General features: G+C 61.9%; 11 protein-coding genes. 5 read left to right on the top strand and 6 right to left on the bottom strand.

The genetic code is table 11. The annotated features are described in order from the left end of the window. Nucleotides 1–5: 5 nt before the first annotated feature. Entirely contained in the window at nt 6–1,244 is a 1,239-nt protein-coding gene (locus tag PSH80_RS11660) for an NAD(P)/FAD-dependent oxidoreductase (protein ID WP_120732853.1), read from the bottom strand. Continuing rightward, complete coding sequence (locus PSH80_RS11655) at nt 1,231–2,640, bottom strand: NAD(P)/FAD-dependent oxidoreductase (protein ID WP_305420285.1); 1,410 nt, start codon at nt 2,638–2,640, stop codon at nt 1,231–1,233. Before PSH80_RS11655 ends, PSH80_RS11660 begins: the two co-directional genes overlap by 14 nt. 811 nt (nt 2,641–3,451) lie before the next feature. Here PSH80_RS11655 and PSH80_RS11650 point away from each other — a divergent pair. After that, nucleotides 3,452–8,428, top strand: a complete 4,977-nt coding sequence (locus tag PSH80_RS11650; RefSeq protein ID WP_305420283.1) for a glycosyltransferase family 32 protein — start codon at nt 3,452–3,454, stop codon at nt 8,426–8,428. 19 nt (nt 8,429–8,447) lie between these two features. Here the strand turns inward: PSH80_RS11650 and PSH80_RS11645 are convergent, their stop codons facing one another. Continuing rightward, nucleotides 8,448–9,770: a PLP-dependent aminotransferase family protein gene (locus PSH80_RS11645; RefSeq protein WP_169960866.1), complete on the bottom strand. Its 1,323-nt coding sequence runs from the start codon at nt 9,768–9,770 to the stop codon at nt 8,448–8,450. A 92-nt stretch (nt 9,771–9,862) separates the two neighbouring features. Between PSH80_RS11645 and PSH80_RS11640 the strand changes: the two genes are divergently transcribed. From PSH80_RS11640 to yghX, 3 genes are read left to right on the top strand one after another with little or no spacing between them, the layout of a single operon-like run. After that, complete coding sequence (locus tag PSH80_RS11640; protein ID WP_198792554.1) at nt 9,863–10,753, top strand: DMT family transporter; 891 nt, start codon at nt 9,863–9,865, stop codon at nt 10,751–10,753. A 51-nt stretch (nt 10,754–10,804) separates the two neighbouring features. Beyond that, entirely contained in the window at nt 10,805–11,299 is a 495-nt protein-coding gene (locus tag PSH80_RS11635; RefSeq protein WP_057959571.1) for a PaaI family thioesterase, read from the top strand. Between the two features lie 46 nt (nt 11,300–11,345). Then, on the top strand, nt 11,346–12,233 hold the full coding sequence (gene yghX / locus PSH80_RS11630; protein ID WP_057959570.1) for a YghX family hydrolase: 888 nt from the start codon (nt 11,346–11,348) through the stop codon (nt 12,231–12,233). Between the two features lie 291 nt (nt 12,234–12,524). Here yghX and PSH80_RS11625 read toward each other — a convergent pair whose 3' ends face one another. Then, a complete protein-coding gene (locus tag PSH80_RS11625) occupies nt 12,525–13,403 on the bottom strand; it encodes a LysR family transcriptional regulator (RefSeq protein WP_057439722.1) in 879 nt (292 codons plus the stop codon). A gap of 132 nt (nt 13,404–13,535) precedes the next feature. Between PSH80_RS11625 and ampC the strand changes: the two genes are divergently transcribed. Beyond that, the gene (ampC, locus tag PSH80_RS11620; protein ID WP_169990238.1) at nt 13,536–14,678 is read left to right on the top strand and encodes a class C beta-lactamase; all 1,143 of its coding nucleotides are present in this window, start codon (nt 13,536–13,538) and stop codon (nt 14,676–14,678) included. A gap of 227 nt (nt 14,679–14,905) precedes the next feature. Here the strand turns inward: ampC and PSH80_RS11615 are convergent, their stop codons facing one another. Further along, nucleotides 14,906–15,373, bottom strand: coding sequence for an SCP2 domain-containing protein (locus PSH80_RS11615; RefSeq protein WP_057439724.1), 468 nt, complete (start codon nt 15,371–15,373; stop codon nt 14,906–14,908). After that, nucleotides 15,367–16,257 (bottom strand): U32 family peptidase, encoded by an 891-nt coding sequence (locus PSH80_RS11610; protein ID WP_120732840.1) that lies wholly within the window; start codon nt 16,255–16,257, stop codon nt 15,367–15,369. Before PSH80_RS11610 ends, PSH80_RS11615 begins: the two co-directional genes overlap by 7 nt.

Genomic DNA, 16,257 nt, shown 5'->3' with positions numbered 1-16,257 from the left:
TCTTGTTATGGGCCGACAAAGTCGACTTCGAGTTGCTGTACGCCCTGGGGCAGGTTCAGGCTGGCGATGGGTATCAAGATCCGCCGCTCGGGCAGCGAACTGTCGGCGCGCGACCAGATCTCCTTACCGTCGGCGCGAACCACCAGGCGCCCTTTCACCCCACGACGAACCCGCAGTTGCAGGTGCTGCAGCCCCGCCACGGCAGACGGGCTCAGGCGCTGCGGTACGCAGAGTTTCAAGTCGCCCCTGCAGGCAATTTCGATACTCGACGCAGCAGACGGTAATTGCCCCTGCAGGTCACGGGCGATCATCGTAGCGATCTTATGGCCTTCGCGAAACGACCAACCTGCCGTCTCGACGGGGCGCAGCAGGTTGCCGGCGGCAAAGTACGCCGGGTCGGAACAGCGCCCGTACTGATCAATATGCGGGCCGCCGCTGTTGGGGTCCAGGCGCAACTCGCTCAAACGCACCAGGCTCGATTCGGGGGTGAACTGGCCGGTGAGCAGCACGCCGTCACAGTCAAACGTCTGGGTCTGCCCGTTGGCCAGGCGCACCGTCGCGCCCTCGACCCGCCCGGTGCCGTGGATTTGCAGGAGTTGCGCGCCAAAATGCATCGGCACCCCGCACAGCCGGGGGAACAGCGACAACGGCCAGCGCGCCGTGGCCCGTGGGTTGACCTCGATCATGGCCACCGGCCGGATCCCGGCACGCCGGCAACTCATGACCGCCGACAGGCTGACCAGCTCGGTACCGACGATCAATGGGCGTTCAAAGGGCTTGAGGTGCTCCAGGTACAGATAGGATTGGAACGCACCGGTATTGATCACCCCCAGCGGGCGGTCGCCACCCACCAGGCGCGCCGAGCGCGGCGTTTCCCGGGCCCCGGTGGCGATCAGCACCCGACGCGCCTGGATCACCTTGGCGCCCTGCGGGCTGACCACCTCCAGGCGTCCGCCCTGGCCCATCTGCGTCACCGAGTGCTTGACGCGGATATCCACGCCCGCCTTCACCGCCTGCGTGACATTTTTGCGCGCATACGCCGGCCCCGTGTAGACCCGGCCATATTCACGCAGACCAAAGGGTGGATGCCCGCAATGGCGCGGAATACCGCCAGCCTCGGGCTCACGCTCGAGCACCACCACCGTGCCCACACCCAGCTTGCGCAGGGTGATCGCCGCCGACAGTCCCGACGGCCCGCCACCGATAATCGCGACATCAATGTTTTCGACTTCAATGGGCTGCATGACAAACACCTGTTGCAAGGGGAATGGCCAGATGGCCAGCGCTCAGCTCGGCCAACCGCGCCCCACAATAAAAACCCTGGCAGCGCCCCATGCAGGCCCGCGTGCGCCGCTTCAACCCGCCCAGGTCACCGGGCGGCAGCGCGCTGGCCAAGGCATTCTGGATTTCCCGCAGGGTCACCATTTCACAGTGGCAGACGATTTCGCCGTAGCCCGGCCGGTGGTAGTCGCGTGGCAAATGTTCGGCGAGGTTAGGCAGCGTCGGCCATTGCAGGATGGACGCGGGGACTGGCGTGTGCTCGCGCTGATATAGGCTGAACACGTGCCGGGCGATGCCCAGCGCCGCCGTCAGGCCGGTGGAACGGATGCCGCCGACGCTGATCCAGTTCTTACCTTCGACCCGCTGCACCCGATACTCTTTCTTTTCCGTGGCCGGGCGCAACGCAGCATAGGTGGCAGTGACCGGCATGCCGTCGAGCGCGGGAATGCGCTCGACGGCAGCGTCCACCAGTTGGCGCAATACCTCGCTGTCGAGCCCCGCGTGCAGGCGGTCTTCCTGTTCTTCGGCGGTAGGCCCCACCAACAGGTTGCCGTAGACCGTGCGCGTCAGGACGATGCCCTTGGTGCGCTCATTGGGCACCGGCAGGATGATATTGCCCAGATAGCGCGCGGCCGCCTTGTCGAACACCACGAACTGGCCTTTGCGCGGGTGAATGGAAAAGCTCGATGCGCCCAGCAACTGTTGCTCCAGCACATCGCCGAACAACCCGGCGCAGTTGATGATCGTACGGCCGCGGATAAACCCGTTGGTGGTCTCCAGGGCCCAGAGATCGCCATCAAAATAGCCGCCGTTGACCTCGGTGTTGAGGCGCACCTGCGCGCCATGCATCATCGCCTGGAGCAGGTACCCCAAGGGCGCCGACCACGGGTCGATAAGGAATTCGCCAGGCACCTCGACCGCGCCCAGGGCATTGTGCGCCAGGTTCGGTTCCAGGCTGCGCAGCCGCTCGCGGCCGATCAGGCTGACATCGGCAATGCCATTGGCGTGTGCCTGCTCGACGATGCCTTGCAGCTTGCCCAGGTCGTCCTCGTTCCAGGCCACCACCATCGCGCCGCTCTTGAGCAGCGGCAGCGACATCTGCTGGTGGATCTCCAGGTATTCCTGGTAGCCATCCTTCATGCACTGCAGCTCCAGGCTGCCGGTGGGCGCATCGAAGCCGGTGTGCAAGATCGCGCTATTGCCTTTGCTCGCCCCAGACAGGATATCCGGGCTCTTTTCCAGCAACAGCACCCGCGCCCCCTCCAGGGTAAAGCGCCGGACCATCGCGCATCCCACCACGCCACCGCCCACAACGATGACGTCGTAGATACCGCTCTGATTCGGGAAGGGTTTCGTCATGATCAAGCCTATGGGTGAAGTGAACGCATGGAATGCCTTGAAGGGGTGCAGGGCATATGCCACTGACCGAACCGGGGTTGGAATGACCGATTGGCCATGGCGTTTCTCGCAGTGCCCAAGGGCTCTGCGCCAGGACAAGCAGTCACAGCCATGCCAGCGCCTAATGTTTATGGGGATCCGAGCTTTAAACACAACGTGGAAAAGGCTGACCGGATCGGTGCGCACAGAGCGGACTCTGTCAAAAAGACGTTACTGTGGATTCGGTCAATACGCGCAAAAGCGCTACCTAAATACACATAAATCTTAAGTATGGTTACTTTTCAACACCTACCAAGCATGACCCAGACCGCTTTCCCACGGCCATATCGCGCTCTACCAGCGCCGATCAGTCAATAAAACCAACAAAAAATGACTGATACCCAAAATTAACCACATGAAATCCGCGTATTAACGACGTGAAGCCATCTTTCTTCGAGTCCTTCTATTAAAGACGTTGAAAGGGGCTGCGCTGAGACCAAGGTGCCCCTCGCCCGAGCAGATTCTGTAGGCGGCACAGGTGCTCAAAGCGATTGACCGGGTGCGCCAACAGCCGAAGGCGACCGCAACAACCAACTGCTGGAGCCCTCCGAAGGCAAGAACCGTGATGCTGACTACCCGCTGGGATTTCTGATCCGTAGCTGATGGAAATAAGAGGTAAATCAACAACTGCAGACGCAAGGGAATCATCCGGCGTTAAACCGCTACACAAGGCTAATGCCACGGTCGCTGTTTAACCCCGGACCCATTTCCAAACCTTCAGGCAGTCGCCCTTATGCTCAGTATTCCCAAGCACGTGAACCCGCAACGTCAGCCAATTCTTGCCTCCAACATCCTCCCCGTACCGCCGCCCTCCCGGCAAAAACGTGAAGCCCCCGACCCCGAAGGCCCCAACGAAAACCCGCGTATCGCAGGTGATCGCGAGCTGGCGATGGAGTACCACTCGGCGCTGTTGCTGGCCGCCAATGGCCAGAGAAACGTCACGATCAACACCCTTGCTCCCGAGTCCACGTTCGGCCAGTGGTGGGCGCAGCTGTCAAATGCCTTCAAATCGCCCGACATCCGTCAATGGATGCAAGACAAAGGCATCAATCCCCGCTCGATCGAACTGCATCCGCAATCCGGCAAAATCTCCTTCAAGCTCCAGCAGCACCTTGATCCCGAGCAGAAGCGACACACCGTCGGGCAAGACGACGCCCGCTGGGCCGCCATCAGCGGGCCCGTGCTCAAGGCCGGCCAAGTCATCGCTGCGGGCGACAGCGATACGGCCTTCTCGCCGCCGGCAAGCGACCTTATCGAGCCCGTTCCCTACTGGTTGGTCGGGCGCTTTTACAATGAGCGGCTGGACCTCACCGCCCCCTCAATGCGCCAGCGTGCTGCGCAAATCGACCAGAACCAAGGCTTCACACCGCTCGATCCAGCCACCTCGGCCCCCTTGATCAAGTCGCGCAGCGAAGATGAACTGCAAAACCAGGAAGCGCATCTGGGCGACATTGACCACCGGCACCAGGCCATCGCCGAGCTTCGTCACCTGGCAACGTCGGTCGAGCACGACATCGACTATGCCGGGCAGATCAGGAACCAACTGCACAAAAGCATGATCGAGCTGTCCCCCAACAGCACCTACCAGGCCAACCACACCGAGCAATCGAACAAGGTCAGCCTCCTGCAATTCATCGAAGACCATGGCTGGGACGTGCCCACCACTCACGAGCAGTTGGCAAACCTTGCAACCGCCCTCGCTACGCCAGCCCCCAAGGCACCGGCCAATGGCAACCTGGGTGGAGCGCTGGCCTGGCCCGAACCCCTTGACCGCGCCAGCCAGGAACAACTGCACTCGGACCTACGCGCCGGCAAGTTCGGCGATACCACGCTGAGTCCGTTTAACCATGTGCTGGATTATTTGCTGAACGGTAGGCAAATCTCGGCCGAGGAACAAAAACACCCACGGCAGTTGATCGATACCTTGCTCCATTCGCCCCGGGGCAAGGCACTGGGTAGCGCCATCCAGGCCACTTTCGAGGCGCGCGGCGTCAAAGGCAGTGCCACGGACTGGCTGTTGGCGGCCTTGAACATCGAGAGCGGCAAGCACCTGCATAACCCGTCACCCGGACAGATCGAGGGCTATCGGCTGGTCTCGGAGAACAATACGGGCAAGCCCGCCTCGGCGATCATCAAGGAACTCGCCGCGCACTTGCTCGCCCAAGGCAGCGCTTCGTCCCCTGAGAGCGCGGCAGTCAAGGCCCATCTTTTGCTGGCCAGCCGGGCACCGGAGTTCCTGGTCAAGGGCATTCCGAATCAGGTGACGCCGGGCACCCATAGCTGGGTCAGCCTGGTCACGGCAACCGCGCGCCTCGAAGCAAAAGCGCCAGGCAGCACGGCGACGATGAGCTACGCGCAAATCATGCTCGACGCCGCAACCGCCCCCATCACTGACGAAGAACGTCGTATTGAGTACACGGCGCAGAGCGAGGCGATCAAAGACTGGGGAGCAGCCAACGGCATGGGTTACCCGGCAACACCCACGGCCATAAATACCGTGCGCGAGGAGTTCAGTGCGCAGATTCGCGAGCTGAAAGAGGCCTCCGAAACCCAACTTGCGCAAATGCCTACCACCAAGGCAATTGCCCTCGAGCAACTGAAGAAAGCCCTGCCGGACATGGACCCGGCACTGTTCGACAAGAAGTGCATTACCTCGCAACCCTCCAGCCGTTATTTCCCGGGCCCCTACTCGATCCTCGACCTGTATATCGATGGTCGCGCGCTCAGCGGGGCTCCCGACTCGGCCGACAATTGGGGGGAGCATGGCCGTGCTTTTGTAAAAGACCTGACGTTTGGGGCGATCACCCTCGAGCCTGATGGCAAACCTGCGGCATGGGTTTCCTCATCTGAGGCGATCAACATCAGTGCTGTCATACCAAAGCTTAAAAACCTGGCGCGCCCGGTGGAGGCCTTCAACGAGACATTTGCGGGCTACGCCAATACGGTCAAGAAAGCCACGGCCACCCAGATCAAGCTGCTTATTTCAAAACTGCCGCCGCAAGACCGGGAGAACCTCGAGTTTGGCAAAATATCCATCAGCAAGGAGGTTCGCTACACCCGGGCCGATCACCCCATTCTCGTTGAACCGGGTGTGCTGCTGGTCAAGACCGAGCGCAACGGTAAGGTCATGACCTATGCCATTGACCGATTGAAAGGCACGGTGACCAGGCGACCGAACCAGAGTTACCAGGAGTACGCCCCCACCAGCGGCTTTTTACACGCATCAGGCGGCAAGAGATTCGATGCAGTAAAACCGGCGGGCCCGCACCCGCCTGGCATAACCGATGAAAACAAGGGGGCACAAGGCGCGCCCAACAGCTTCAACAGTGCCCGGACCCGCTACATTGCTGACGCAGTGATCGAGGCCATGGACCTGCCTGCTGTAGAACGCTACGCCAAGGGCGCCACCACCTTTGACACTGAACTACCGTTCTATAAGGCGCTTGAAGAAATCGCCCTGAACCTCATTCCATTTCGCTCAGCCATAAAGAACTTTATAGACGGCAACGTTGGCGAGGGCATTACCGACCTGGCGTTTGATATCTTCGGTTTTGCAATTGGCCTGGGCACCGCAGCCAAAGGTGCCAAAGCCCTCGCAGCCGGAGCATCGGCCCTTTCAAAACTGGGGCGTGCCGGCAAGATCATCGGGCGCGCGGCGGTTGGCGCACTGAATCCCGTCGGGGGGCTTGATGACCTGGCGCGCTCGGTAGCGAAGCTGGGGCGTACCGCCTACAAGGGGGTCAAATCCTTGCGTGGCTCCTACCGCAGCGTGAACCTGCTGGAGTTGGCGAAAAAACCTGATATCGCCGAAGGCACCTACAAGGCAGCCAATAGCGCACTTGAAAACAAAGCCTTGGCCAAGTTCGATGAGGCGAGCCAAAAATGGTATGCCTTTGACCCGCACACCCAGCGGGCGTACGGCAAAGCCCTGGACAACTTTGTGGTTACCCCCGACAACCCGATTGCTCTCGGCGGCGACACAACCCAGATCGCCAGCCAGCGGCACGGCCTGGCAGCAACCGGCACGTTCAAGGTTGGCCAGGAGACGACCGAAGGTAACGTCGTCATGTTTCAAGGCAATTGGCATCAATACGACCCACTCAAGAAGCGAGCCTTTGGCCCCCCGATAAAGGAGTTCAAGCCGCACCGGGTAGCGGCCAATGGAGAGGTGAAATCCCTGAATGCCGATTTATCCGGGTATGAAGTCAAACATATCGCCCTGTCAGAACTAAAGATCAAGGGCCGACAGGGCAATGTGTATGTCGGGGGCAGCAATAAAGAGTATGTAAAGGTTGACGGAGCGCTGTATGAGTCACGCGTGAAAGATGGCCAGCGCGTGATCGTGCGCGCGGGAGGCGCAAGCCCCGATATCCCCGTCAAGGATCTGGGCGTTGCTGGCTGGGAACCCGTGTCCAGGGGTAACCGTCTGCTGGGCGGTGCCGGGAGCCCGCCCACGCCGTGGCGGCTCGACGAACATACTTATGTCGTGCCGATAGACGATGTCAAAACAACCGGGCGCCCACCCTCCCCCTACACGCTCAATTACATGGGCGTGGAGCATAGCGTCACGTTCAATAGTTCACTCGGTGCCTGGAAGGCAACGAATACCTCTACCGGTGTTGAAGGGGTTACTGACCAGTATTTCTGGAGAACCGGCAAAGGCAAGTGGCAGCGGGGAACCCTACAACAACTCGGCAAAGCCAAGAAAATCGACGCCCATAGATTCCAGTTCGTGGATGTCAGCCCGCCGATCTCCATACATGTCCCGAGAGATGCGAGGCCATTACCCAAACAACTGCATTATTTCTGGGCAGGCCAGGACATCCCCACCAACCTGGTGGAAAACATGGCCAACAATGCCAAGAAAGCCCCAGGCTACCAATCTGTTCTCCACGTAGATGCCGACAACCCAGCCATTTTCCAACAGATAAAAAGCAAGCTGCAGAGCAAGGCTCCCGACCTGACGGTGGTGAATCTCAATGAGGACGAGGTTTTCAAACAGTTGAAAAATGGCGAAATGTACGACTACTTTCGCCAAGGCCAGGGGAAAAACCTGGCCGCCGCATCGGACGTCGCACGCTATCCGATCATGAATAAATACGGCGGCATCTATCTTGATACCGATGATGTGATTCAAGCCGATATCGGCAATGTAGTTTTAAAAGCCGGCGCCAATGACGTTCTTCTTAACAAGCCTGTTGCCCATAGCCTGACCGGCTACAACCCGTTCTATAACACCAGTAACTTTGCAACGCAGCCGGGCAATCCCGTGCTGACGGACATGATCACAGAAATGAACCAACGTTTTTCCGCCAACAAGTCGTATTTCGCCGCCAATCGGCCCACGGTTTCCAGGGGCCCCAATGGACGGGTCCAATTCACCCCCGAATTCAATGCCTATGAGCGCAAGATCTTTGAGACGGTAGGGCCCAACCTGTTCAATGACATACTTAAAGCGAAACGACCCGACATGTACGACCTAGGGTTTGACGGCATTGCCAAAGAATCAAAAGTCGTCGGCAACAAAGTTGTTTCATCCGGACCGAGCGTCAATATCGAAGACGGTCTACGCGAGTTTTACGTGAGCAAGGGCATTGTTCCATCCAACCTGCTGGGTGTGAGGATCAAGGAAATGAAGGAACACTACCTCCCGCTGTTTCACAAATTCAACATCAAGGTGGGTGCTGAGCATTCCTGGATCGACGGCTGAGCCCTCACTCGGCGGATGGTCATTCGACCACCCGCCGCACCTTGAGCAATGCCGCGCGCAACGCCCCCTTATCCACCGAGCCCAGCGCCAGCCGGATCGCATGGGGCACCTGCCCCGACACCGAAAACGGCTCGGCAGTGGACACTGAAATCCCCTCCCGCGCCAGGGCCATGGTGACCTGGTCCGCGCGCACCTCCTCCCCCAGAGGCAACCAGAGAAAGTACGAGGCGGGATGGCTGATGTACGCCAGCCCGGCCAGCACCTCGGTCGCCAGCGCCTGGCGGGCCCGGGCGTCCTGGCGTTTTTGCGCCTCCAGCTGTACGACCGTGCCGTCCTCGATCCAGCCTACCGCGATGGCCGTCATCACCCCGGGGGCATTCCACACCGTGGCCATGAGCGTGCGCTCCAGCGCCGGCACCCATTCCAGGGGCGCTGCGACGAAGCCCACACGCAGGCCGGTGGCGACGCTCTTCGACAGCCCGCCCACATACACGGTGCGTTCCGGCGCCAGCTGCGCCAGCGGGGGCGGCGCGTGTTCGGCGAGGAAGGCATAGGCGGCGTCTTCGATGAGGATCAGCCCATGTTCGCGGGCGATGCGTACCAGTTCCTCACGCTGCTCGAGCCCCAGTACCCAGCCCAGGGGGTTGTGCAGGGTCGGCATGCAGTACACAGCGCGCACCGGGCGCCGGCGACAGACCTGGCGCAGCGCGGCCAGATCCGGCCCGTGCGGCGTAACCGCGATGGCGACGATCTCCAGGTGCAGGGCCTCGGCCAGCACCTTGAAACCGGAATAGGTCAATGCATCCACCGCCACCACATCGCCCGGCTTGAGCAATGCCATCATGCTCACCGCCAAGCCATGCTGGGCCCCGCCGACCACCAGCACCTGCTCGGCCGCCACGCTCAGACCACGGTGCAGCAGATGCCGCGCCATGGCCGCCCGCTCATGGGGGCGCCCGGCATGGGGCTGGTAACGCAGCAGCGCTTCCAGGTCGCCGGACAACGCCAACTGGCGCAAGGCGGTGCGCAGCAGGTCGGCCTGGCCCGGCAAGGACGGGTAGTTGAAGTTCAGATCGAGCATGCCCGCCGCCACCGCCATCTGACCAATGCCCTGCCCGGGCGCCAGGGCAATTTCCCGCACAAAGGTGCCGCGCCCGGTCTCGCCGCTGACCAGGCCCATGGCCTCCAGCTCGCTATACACCCGGCTGGCCGTGACCAGGGCCAGGCCATGGCTGGCCGCCAGTTGGCGGTGGGTGGGCAGGCGGGTGCCGGGCACCAGGGTTCCAGCGCGAATATCCCGGGCAAAGGCATCCACCAACGACTTGTAACGGGCACGGGGCATAGGTGATGTATCCATGACAATTTTTTGATTGTCACAATCTTCAGCCCTAGGATGCGCCAAACGCAACCCCGCCCCCTACGAGCACACCCTGCATGGAACAGACCTCTCGGATTATCACCCCTGCGCACAGTCGCAGCGGTTGGATCAATGGCTTGATTGGCGTGCTGATTTTCAGCGGCTCGCTGCCCGCCACCCGCGTGGCGGTGCTGGAGTTCGAGCCGGTATTTCTCACCGTGGCCAGGGCGAGTATCGCCGCCGTGCTGGGCCTGTGCCTGTTGTGGCTGTTCCGGGAACAACGCCCCGCGCGCCACCAGTGGCGGCCGTTGCTGATTGTTGCCCTCGGTGTGGTGATCGGTTTTCCGCTGCTGACCGCACTGGCCTTGCAGTACGTGACGTCGGCCCATTCCATCGTATTCATCGGCCTGCTGCCCCTGGCCACCGCAGTGTTTGGCGTACTGCGCGGCGGCGAGCGACCGCGCCCGGTGTTCTGGCTGTTTTCGATCCTCGGCAGCCTGCTGGTGATGGGCTATGCCCTGACCCAGGGCCTGAGCGCCGCCCCCGCCGGCGACCTGCTGATGCTGTTGGCGGTGCTGGTGTGCGGGCTCGGTTATGCCGAAGGAGCCACGCTGTCACGCACCCTCGGCGGCTGGCAGGTGATCTGCTGGGCGCTGGTGGTGTCGCTGCCGGTGGTGGCGCCCCTGACCTTGCTCCTGGCCCCCGCCTCCTTCAGCGGGATCAGCCTGCCGGCGTGGCTGAGCCTGGGTTATGTGGCGCTGTTCAGCATGTTGATCGGCTTTGTGTTCTGGTATCGCGGCTTGGCCCAGGGCGGTATCGCGGCGGTCGGTCAGTTGCAGTTGCTGCAACCTTTTTTCGGCTTGGCGCTGGCGGCCAGCCTGCTGCATGAACAGGTGAGCCTGGGCATGCTGGCGGTGACTGGCGCGGTGATTGCCTGTGTGGCCGGGGCGAAGAAGTTTGCGCGGTAGGGGGCTGCGCCATTAGGCTCATGGATTGGCCAAAAACAATAAGGATCCACGATGCACAGCCCTTCCCTGCAAGACACCACGGCGCCAGACGGCGTCTGTTACGGCTGCGGCCCACGCAATGCCCACGGGCTGCAGATCAAAAGCCGCTGGGATGAAGACGGCGTGCATATCGTCGCCGAGCACCTGCCCGACGCCCAGTATTGCGGCTGGCCCGACCTGGTCTACGGTGGCCTGATCGCGATGCTGGTGGATTGCCACTCCAACTGGACCGCCATGGCCTATCACTACCGTGCCGAGCAGCGCGAACCTGGGGAGGCGCCGCGTATCGACTGCGTGACCGGCAACCTGGGCATCAAATTTATCAAGCCCACCCCCATGGGCGTGCCACTGACCCTGCGCGCCAGGGTCGAGGGCGAGGTCGGGCGCAAAAGCCGCGTGGTCTGTGAGGTGTACGCAGGCGATGTGCTGACGGCGATTGGCGACTCGATCTTCGTGCGCGTCGATACCGGGCAGTTGGCGGCGTCGGCCCATGGCCGGCCCGCCTGAGAATGGTCTACATTCAACGCCACGTGCCGAAAAAAGGAACCTGACGATGACGCGCCTGACCGCCAAAGACTTTGCCCCCGAACTGCTGGAACTCTACGACGGCTATGCCCACGGCAAGATCAACCGTCGCGAGTTTCTCGACCGCGCGGCCCTGTTCACCTTTGGCGGCCTGACCGCCTCGGCGCTGCTGGCCTCCCTGAGCCCCAACTACGCCCTGGCCGAACAGGTGAAGTTCACCGACCCGGACATCGTTGCCGACTACGTCACCTACCCTTCGCCCAAGGGCAACGGCCAGGTGCGTGGTTACCTGGTGCGTCCGGCAAAGGCCAGCGGCAAGCTCCCGGCGGTGGTGGTGGTCCACGAAAACCGTGGGCTCAACCCCTATATCGAAGATGTCGCACGGCGCCTGGGCAAGGCCGGGTTTATCGCCCTGGCACCCGATGGCCTGACCTCGGTGGGCGGCTATCCCGGCAATGATGAAAAAGGCGTGGCACTGCAACAGACCGTCGATCCGACCAAGCTGATGAATGACTTCTTTGCCGCCATTGAGTGGCTGATGAACCATGACGCCAGCACCGGCAAGGTGGGCATCACCGGCTTCTGCTATGGCGGAGGCGTGACCAATGCGGCGGCCGTGGCCTACCCGGAACTGGGCGCGGCGGTGTCGTTCTATGGACGCCAACCCGAGGCCAAGGATGTACCGAAGATCAAGGCACCGATCATGTTGCATTTCGGCGAGTTGGACACGCGGATCAACGAAGGCTGGCCGGCCTATGAGGCGGCGTTGAAGGCCGCTGGCACGACCTATGAAGCGTATATCTACAAAGGTGCCAACCACGGTTTCCACAACGACTCGACCCCGCGCTACGACGATGCTGCGGCGAACCTGGCCTGGGAGCGTACCTTGGGCTGGTTCCGTAAATACCTCGTGTAATTGCGGCGGTGGTTTCTCGGACGCCATCGCGGGCAAGCCCGCTCCCACAAGGGATCTTTGCCGGGCACACATTTGCGCCGCATCACAATTCAAATGTGGGAGCTGGCTTGCCTGCGATGGCGGTATACCAGCCACCAAAAATAGCGCCTGAACCATCGCCATCGCGGGCAAGCCCGCTCCCACAGGGGACTTTTGCCGGACACACATTTGCGTCGCATCGCAATTCAAATGTGGGAGCTGGCTTGCCTGCGATGGCGTCCGAGAAGCCACCGACACCAGCAAGCCAGGCGCCTACAGGCCCTTCACCTGCTCCAACAGCCATTGCTTGAATGCCAGCATCGCCGGGGTTTCGGCGCGTGACTGCAGGCGCGTCAGCCAGTAGCTGCCGGTGCTGATGCCTACATCGAAGGGCTGGCGGATCACGTCCTGGGCCAATTGCCGCGAGAACATCATCGCCGGCGCCAGCGCCACGCCACTGCCCTGCAACGCCGCTTCCATCATCGCCAGGGACGAATCGAACACGATACTGCGCGGCACCAGGGTGTCGGCGGGCAAGCCTGCGGCCTGGAACCAGAGGTTCCATTCATCCGCCCGGTAAGAGCGCAGCAATGTGTGCTTCAACACATCGTCCGGGCCTTGCAACTGGCGGGCAATCGCCGGCACGCACAACACCGTCAGCGGCGCCTCCAGCAACTCACAGGCATGGGTGCCATGCCAGGCGCCAGCGCCGAAGCGGATCGCGTAATCCAGGCCCTCGGCCGCCACGTCCACGCGGTTGTTATGGGTCGACAACCGCAGATCGATAAACGGGCAGCGCGCCTGGAAATCCGCCAGGCGCGGTAGCAGCCAGCCCACCGCAAACGTGCCCACCGCCCCCACCGTGAGCACCTCACGGTAATGCCCGGCCTGGAACTGGCCGAGGGTCTGGGCGATACGGTCAAAGGACTCGCGCAGCACCGGCAGCAGCGTCTCGCCCTCGCGGGTGAGCATCAGGCCACGGGGCAGGCGCTTGAACAGGATGACGTTGAGTTGTACCTCCAGGCTCTTGACCTGATGGCTGACCGCCGCCTGGGTCACGCACAGCTCGATGGCCGCCCGGGTAAAGCTCAAATGCCGGGCGGAGGCTTCGAAAGCACGCAATGCATTAAGGGGTAAATGGGAACGCAGCATGGTCTAAGGCCAAATTTTTCTAATGACTGGGGCGAGATATCATCGGTTGTCCGGGGCCGGCAAACTGCCTATCTTGGCGGCGCCTGCGCAGGCAGTGATTAACCCGACCCTCCTCAAGGAAGCGACCACATCATGTACCAACATGTGCGCAACGTCACGATTCTCAGCCTATTGCTCGGTGCCGGCAACTGCATGGCCGCTGCCGACCTGCGTCAGGTGGTAGACGCCACCGTCAAGCCGCTGATGCAGCAGCAGGCAATTCCCGGCCTGGCGGTCGCCATCGTGCAAGATGGCAAGGCCCGATACTTTAACTACGGTATTGCCGCCAAAGACAACCAGCAACCCGTCAGCGAGAACACCCTGTTCGAGATCGGCTCGGTGAGCAAGACCTTCACCGCTACCCTGGCCGGCTATGCCCAGGCCACTGGCAAGCTGCAGCTCGCGGAGCCGGCCAGCCACTACCTGCCAGCCTTGCGCGGCAGCCTGTTCGATCACATCAGCGTGCTCAACCTGGGCACCTACACCGCTGGCGGGCTGCCGTTGCAGTTCCCCAGCAAGGCGGACAATGCACAGCAAATGATCGGCTACTTCCAGCACTGGAAAGCCACTTTTCCCCCTGGCACCCACCGCCAGTACTCCAACCCCAGCCTGGGCCTGTTCGGCTACCTGGCGGCGCAGAGCCTTCAGCAACCGTTCGATGTGGCCATGGAAAAGACCCTGTTGCCCAAGCTCGGCCTCCAGCACACCTATCTCACAGTGCCCAAGGCGCAAATGGGTCTGTATGCCCAGGGCTACGACAAGGCCGGCAAGCCGTTGCGTGTCAGCCCGGGGGCGCTGGACAGCGAAGCCTACGGGGTGAAGACCAGCCCGGCGGACCTGGCCCGCTACATGGCGCTGAACATGGACCCGACGCCGTTGGAACAACCGCTGCAACAGGCCATCGCCGCCACCCATACCGGCTATTACACCGTGGGCAACACCACCCAGGGCCTGGGATGGGAGATGTACCCTTACCCGCTGAGTGTTGACGAACTGCTCGCCGGTAATTCGACGCTCATGGCCACGGAGCCGCACCCGGTCACCTGGCTGAAACCCGCCCAGCCGCTGCGCGCCAACACCCTGGTAAACAAAACCGGCTCGACCGGTGGCTTTGGCGCCTATATCGCTTATGTGCCGAGCAGAGGCATCGGCGTAGTGATCCTGGCGAACAAGAACTACCCCAATGCCGAGCGGGTGAAAGCGGCCCATGCGATCCTGCAGGCCATGGAGCAATAGCCCAGCTTTTTTGAACCCGGCATGTTCCCAATGTGGGAGTGGGCTTGCCCTAAAGCCGGTCAGTTAAGCGAACGCAATGCTCAAAGCAGTGAAGATCAAATGTGGGAGCGGGCTTGTCGGATCGCCGCATCGCCGCGAAGACGTCGGCCCAGCCAACATTGATGTTGACTGACCCACCGCTTTCGCGAGCAAGCCCGCTCCCACAGGGGATCTGCGCCAGCGCTATCTCACGCCGCCAAGCCTTTACCGGCCCGCTCCAGATTGCGCCACAACCAGGGCGGCAGCACATCCGGGTCGAGGCTGTCGATCAGGTTCTTCAGGCCCAGCCCCAACTCCGTATCCCCTTCGATCACCAACCGCCGACGAAAGAACAAGGTGTCCGGATCTTCCTGACGGCTGGCCAATAACAGGAACTCGCGCCAGTTGCCGCTGATGGTCACCTGCGCCTCGGCCTTTTCGGCAATGCGCAGTCCGTCCCGGCCCAGGGTCAGGTACCAGCGCAAGCCCAGGTCGGGAATGCGCAGGCACATCCAGCGCCCACGCAGCAGTTCAAAACCGCCATCGCGCAAAGGTTCGGCCAGGCAGCGATTCAGCGCCTGTTGCAACGCCAGGCGCTGCACCACAAAGGGCACCTTGCGCATCAGCGGCAGTAAGCGGTCGGCGCCCTTGAGCAGCCATTGTTTGCGATTCAGCACAGCCCCACCTCCTCGACCCGCAACATCCCGGCCTGGCCGTGCCAGTAGCCATTGCAACCTTCGACAAACAACGGCGGCGTGGCCCCCTGGCGGACCCGGTCAAAGGCTTCGACGATGCCCACCATGCCCTGGGCCCGTGGGCTCAGGCGCAGCAGGTCGGCGCCGCAACTGACCAGCCCCGGATAGTCGGCCAACAGGTTGGTGACATCCGCCGACATGGTCTGGATGCCATTTAACGTAAACAGCGCCTGCCCTTCCTGGCTGGTCAAGGCCATGCCATCCGGGTAGTTGAGGCAGCAGAACTGGCAGTCATCCTTGGGCCGGTTTTCCGCCCGTGCCGTAAAGCAGCGCGCCGAATAGGCCAGGGGCAGATGCCCATAGGCGAACACTTCGACTTCAGGCAACGGCCGGCCCAGTTCACGCACCTGCTCCAGCACATCGCCAATCAGTGCGGCCGAACATTCCACCGGCGGCACCCAGCGCATCATCCCCGCATCCAGCAATTGCACGAGAGCGTGGCCGTTATACAGATTCAGCGCCGGGCCGCCGACAAAGGGCAGCTTGCGTTCGGCGAGCAGTTGCACGGCGCCCATGTCATTGGCTTCCACCAACACCTCGCCGTTGTCACACAGGCGACGCAGGCTCGACAGCTCCGACGCGGCCTCGATCAGGGTCAGGCTCGACAGCACGATTTGCGCGTTACCCGCCGAGCGCAATTCGCGACCCAGGCCCAACCATTGATCGAGGTTGAACGCGCGGCGTTTGGAGCACACGGTTTCCCCCAGGTAGATCACATCCAGCGCCCGGCTGGCCATCTCGGAGTAGAACTGCCCCAGTTGTTGCTTATCCCAGTAAAACAGCACCGGTCCCAGGCTGAGTTTCAT

The sequence above is a fragment of the Pseudomonas sp. FP818 genome (assembly GCF_030687335.1).
GTDB lineage: Bacteria > Pseudomonadota > Gammaproteobacteria > Pseudomonadales > Pseudomonadaceae > Aquipseudomonas > Aquipseudomonas shahriarae.
The sequence above is the reverse complement of the archived record's forward strand: the minus strand, read 5'-3'. Positions and strand labels throughout refer to the sequence as shown.

What these genes read in the sequence shown, in the direction of transcription:
- PSH80_RS11660 (WP_120732853.1), bottom strand. Translation starts at nt 1,244, where the DNA reads ATGCAGCCCATTGAAGTCGAAAACATTGATGTCGCGATTATCGGTGGC.
- PSH80_RS11655 (WP_305420285.1), bottom strand. Translation starts at nt 2,640, where the DNA reads ATGACGAAACCCTTCCCGAATCAGAGCGGTATCTACGACGTCATCGTT.
- PSH80_RS11650 (WP_305420283.1), top strand. Translation starts at nt 3,452, where the DNA reads ATGCTCAGTATTCCCAAGCACGTGAACCCGCAACGTCAGCCAATTCTT.
- PSH80_RS11645 (WP_169960866.1), bottom strand. Translation starts at nt 9,770, where the DNA reads ATGCCCCGTGCCCGTTACAAGTCGTTGGTGGATGCCTTTGCCCGGGAT.
- PSH80_RS11640 (WP_198792554.1), top strand. Translation starts at nt 9,863, where the DNA reads ATGGAACAGACCTCTCGGATTATCACCCCTGCGCACAGTCGCAGCGGT.
- PSH80_RS11635 (WP_057959571.1), top strand. Translation starts at nt 10,805, where the DNA reads ATGCACAGCCCTTCCCTGCAAGACACCACGGCGCCAGACGGCGTCTGT.
- yghX (WP_057959570.1), top strand. Translation starts at nt 11,346, where the DNA reads ATGACGCGCCTGACCGCCAAAGACTTTGCCCCCGAACTGCTGGAACTC.
- PSH80_RS11625 (WP_057439722.1), bottom strand. Translation starts at nt 13,403, where the DNA reads ATGCTGCGTTCCCATTTACCCCTTAATGCATTGCGTGCTTTCGAAGCC.
- ampC (WP_169990238.1), top strand. Translation starts at nt 13,536, where the DNA reads ATGTACCAACATGTGCGCAACGTCACGATTCTCAGCCTATTGCTCGGT.
- PSH80_RS11610 (WP_120732840.1), bottom strand. Translation starts at nt 16,257, where the DNA reads ATGAAACTCAGCCTGGGACCGGTGCTGTTTTACTGGGATAAGCAACAA.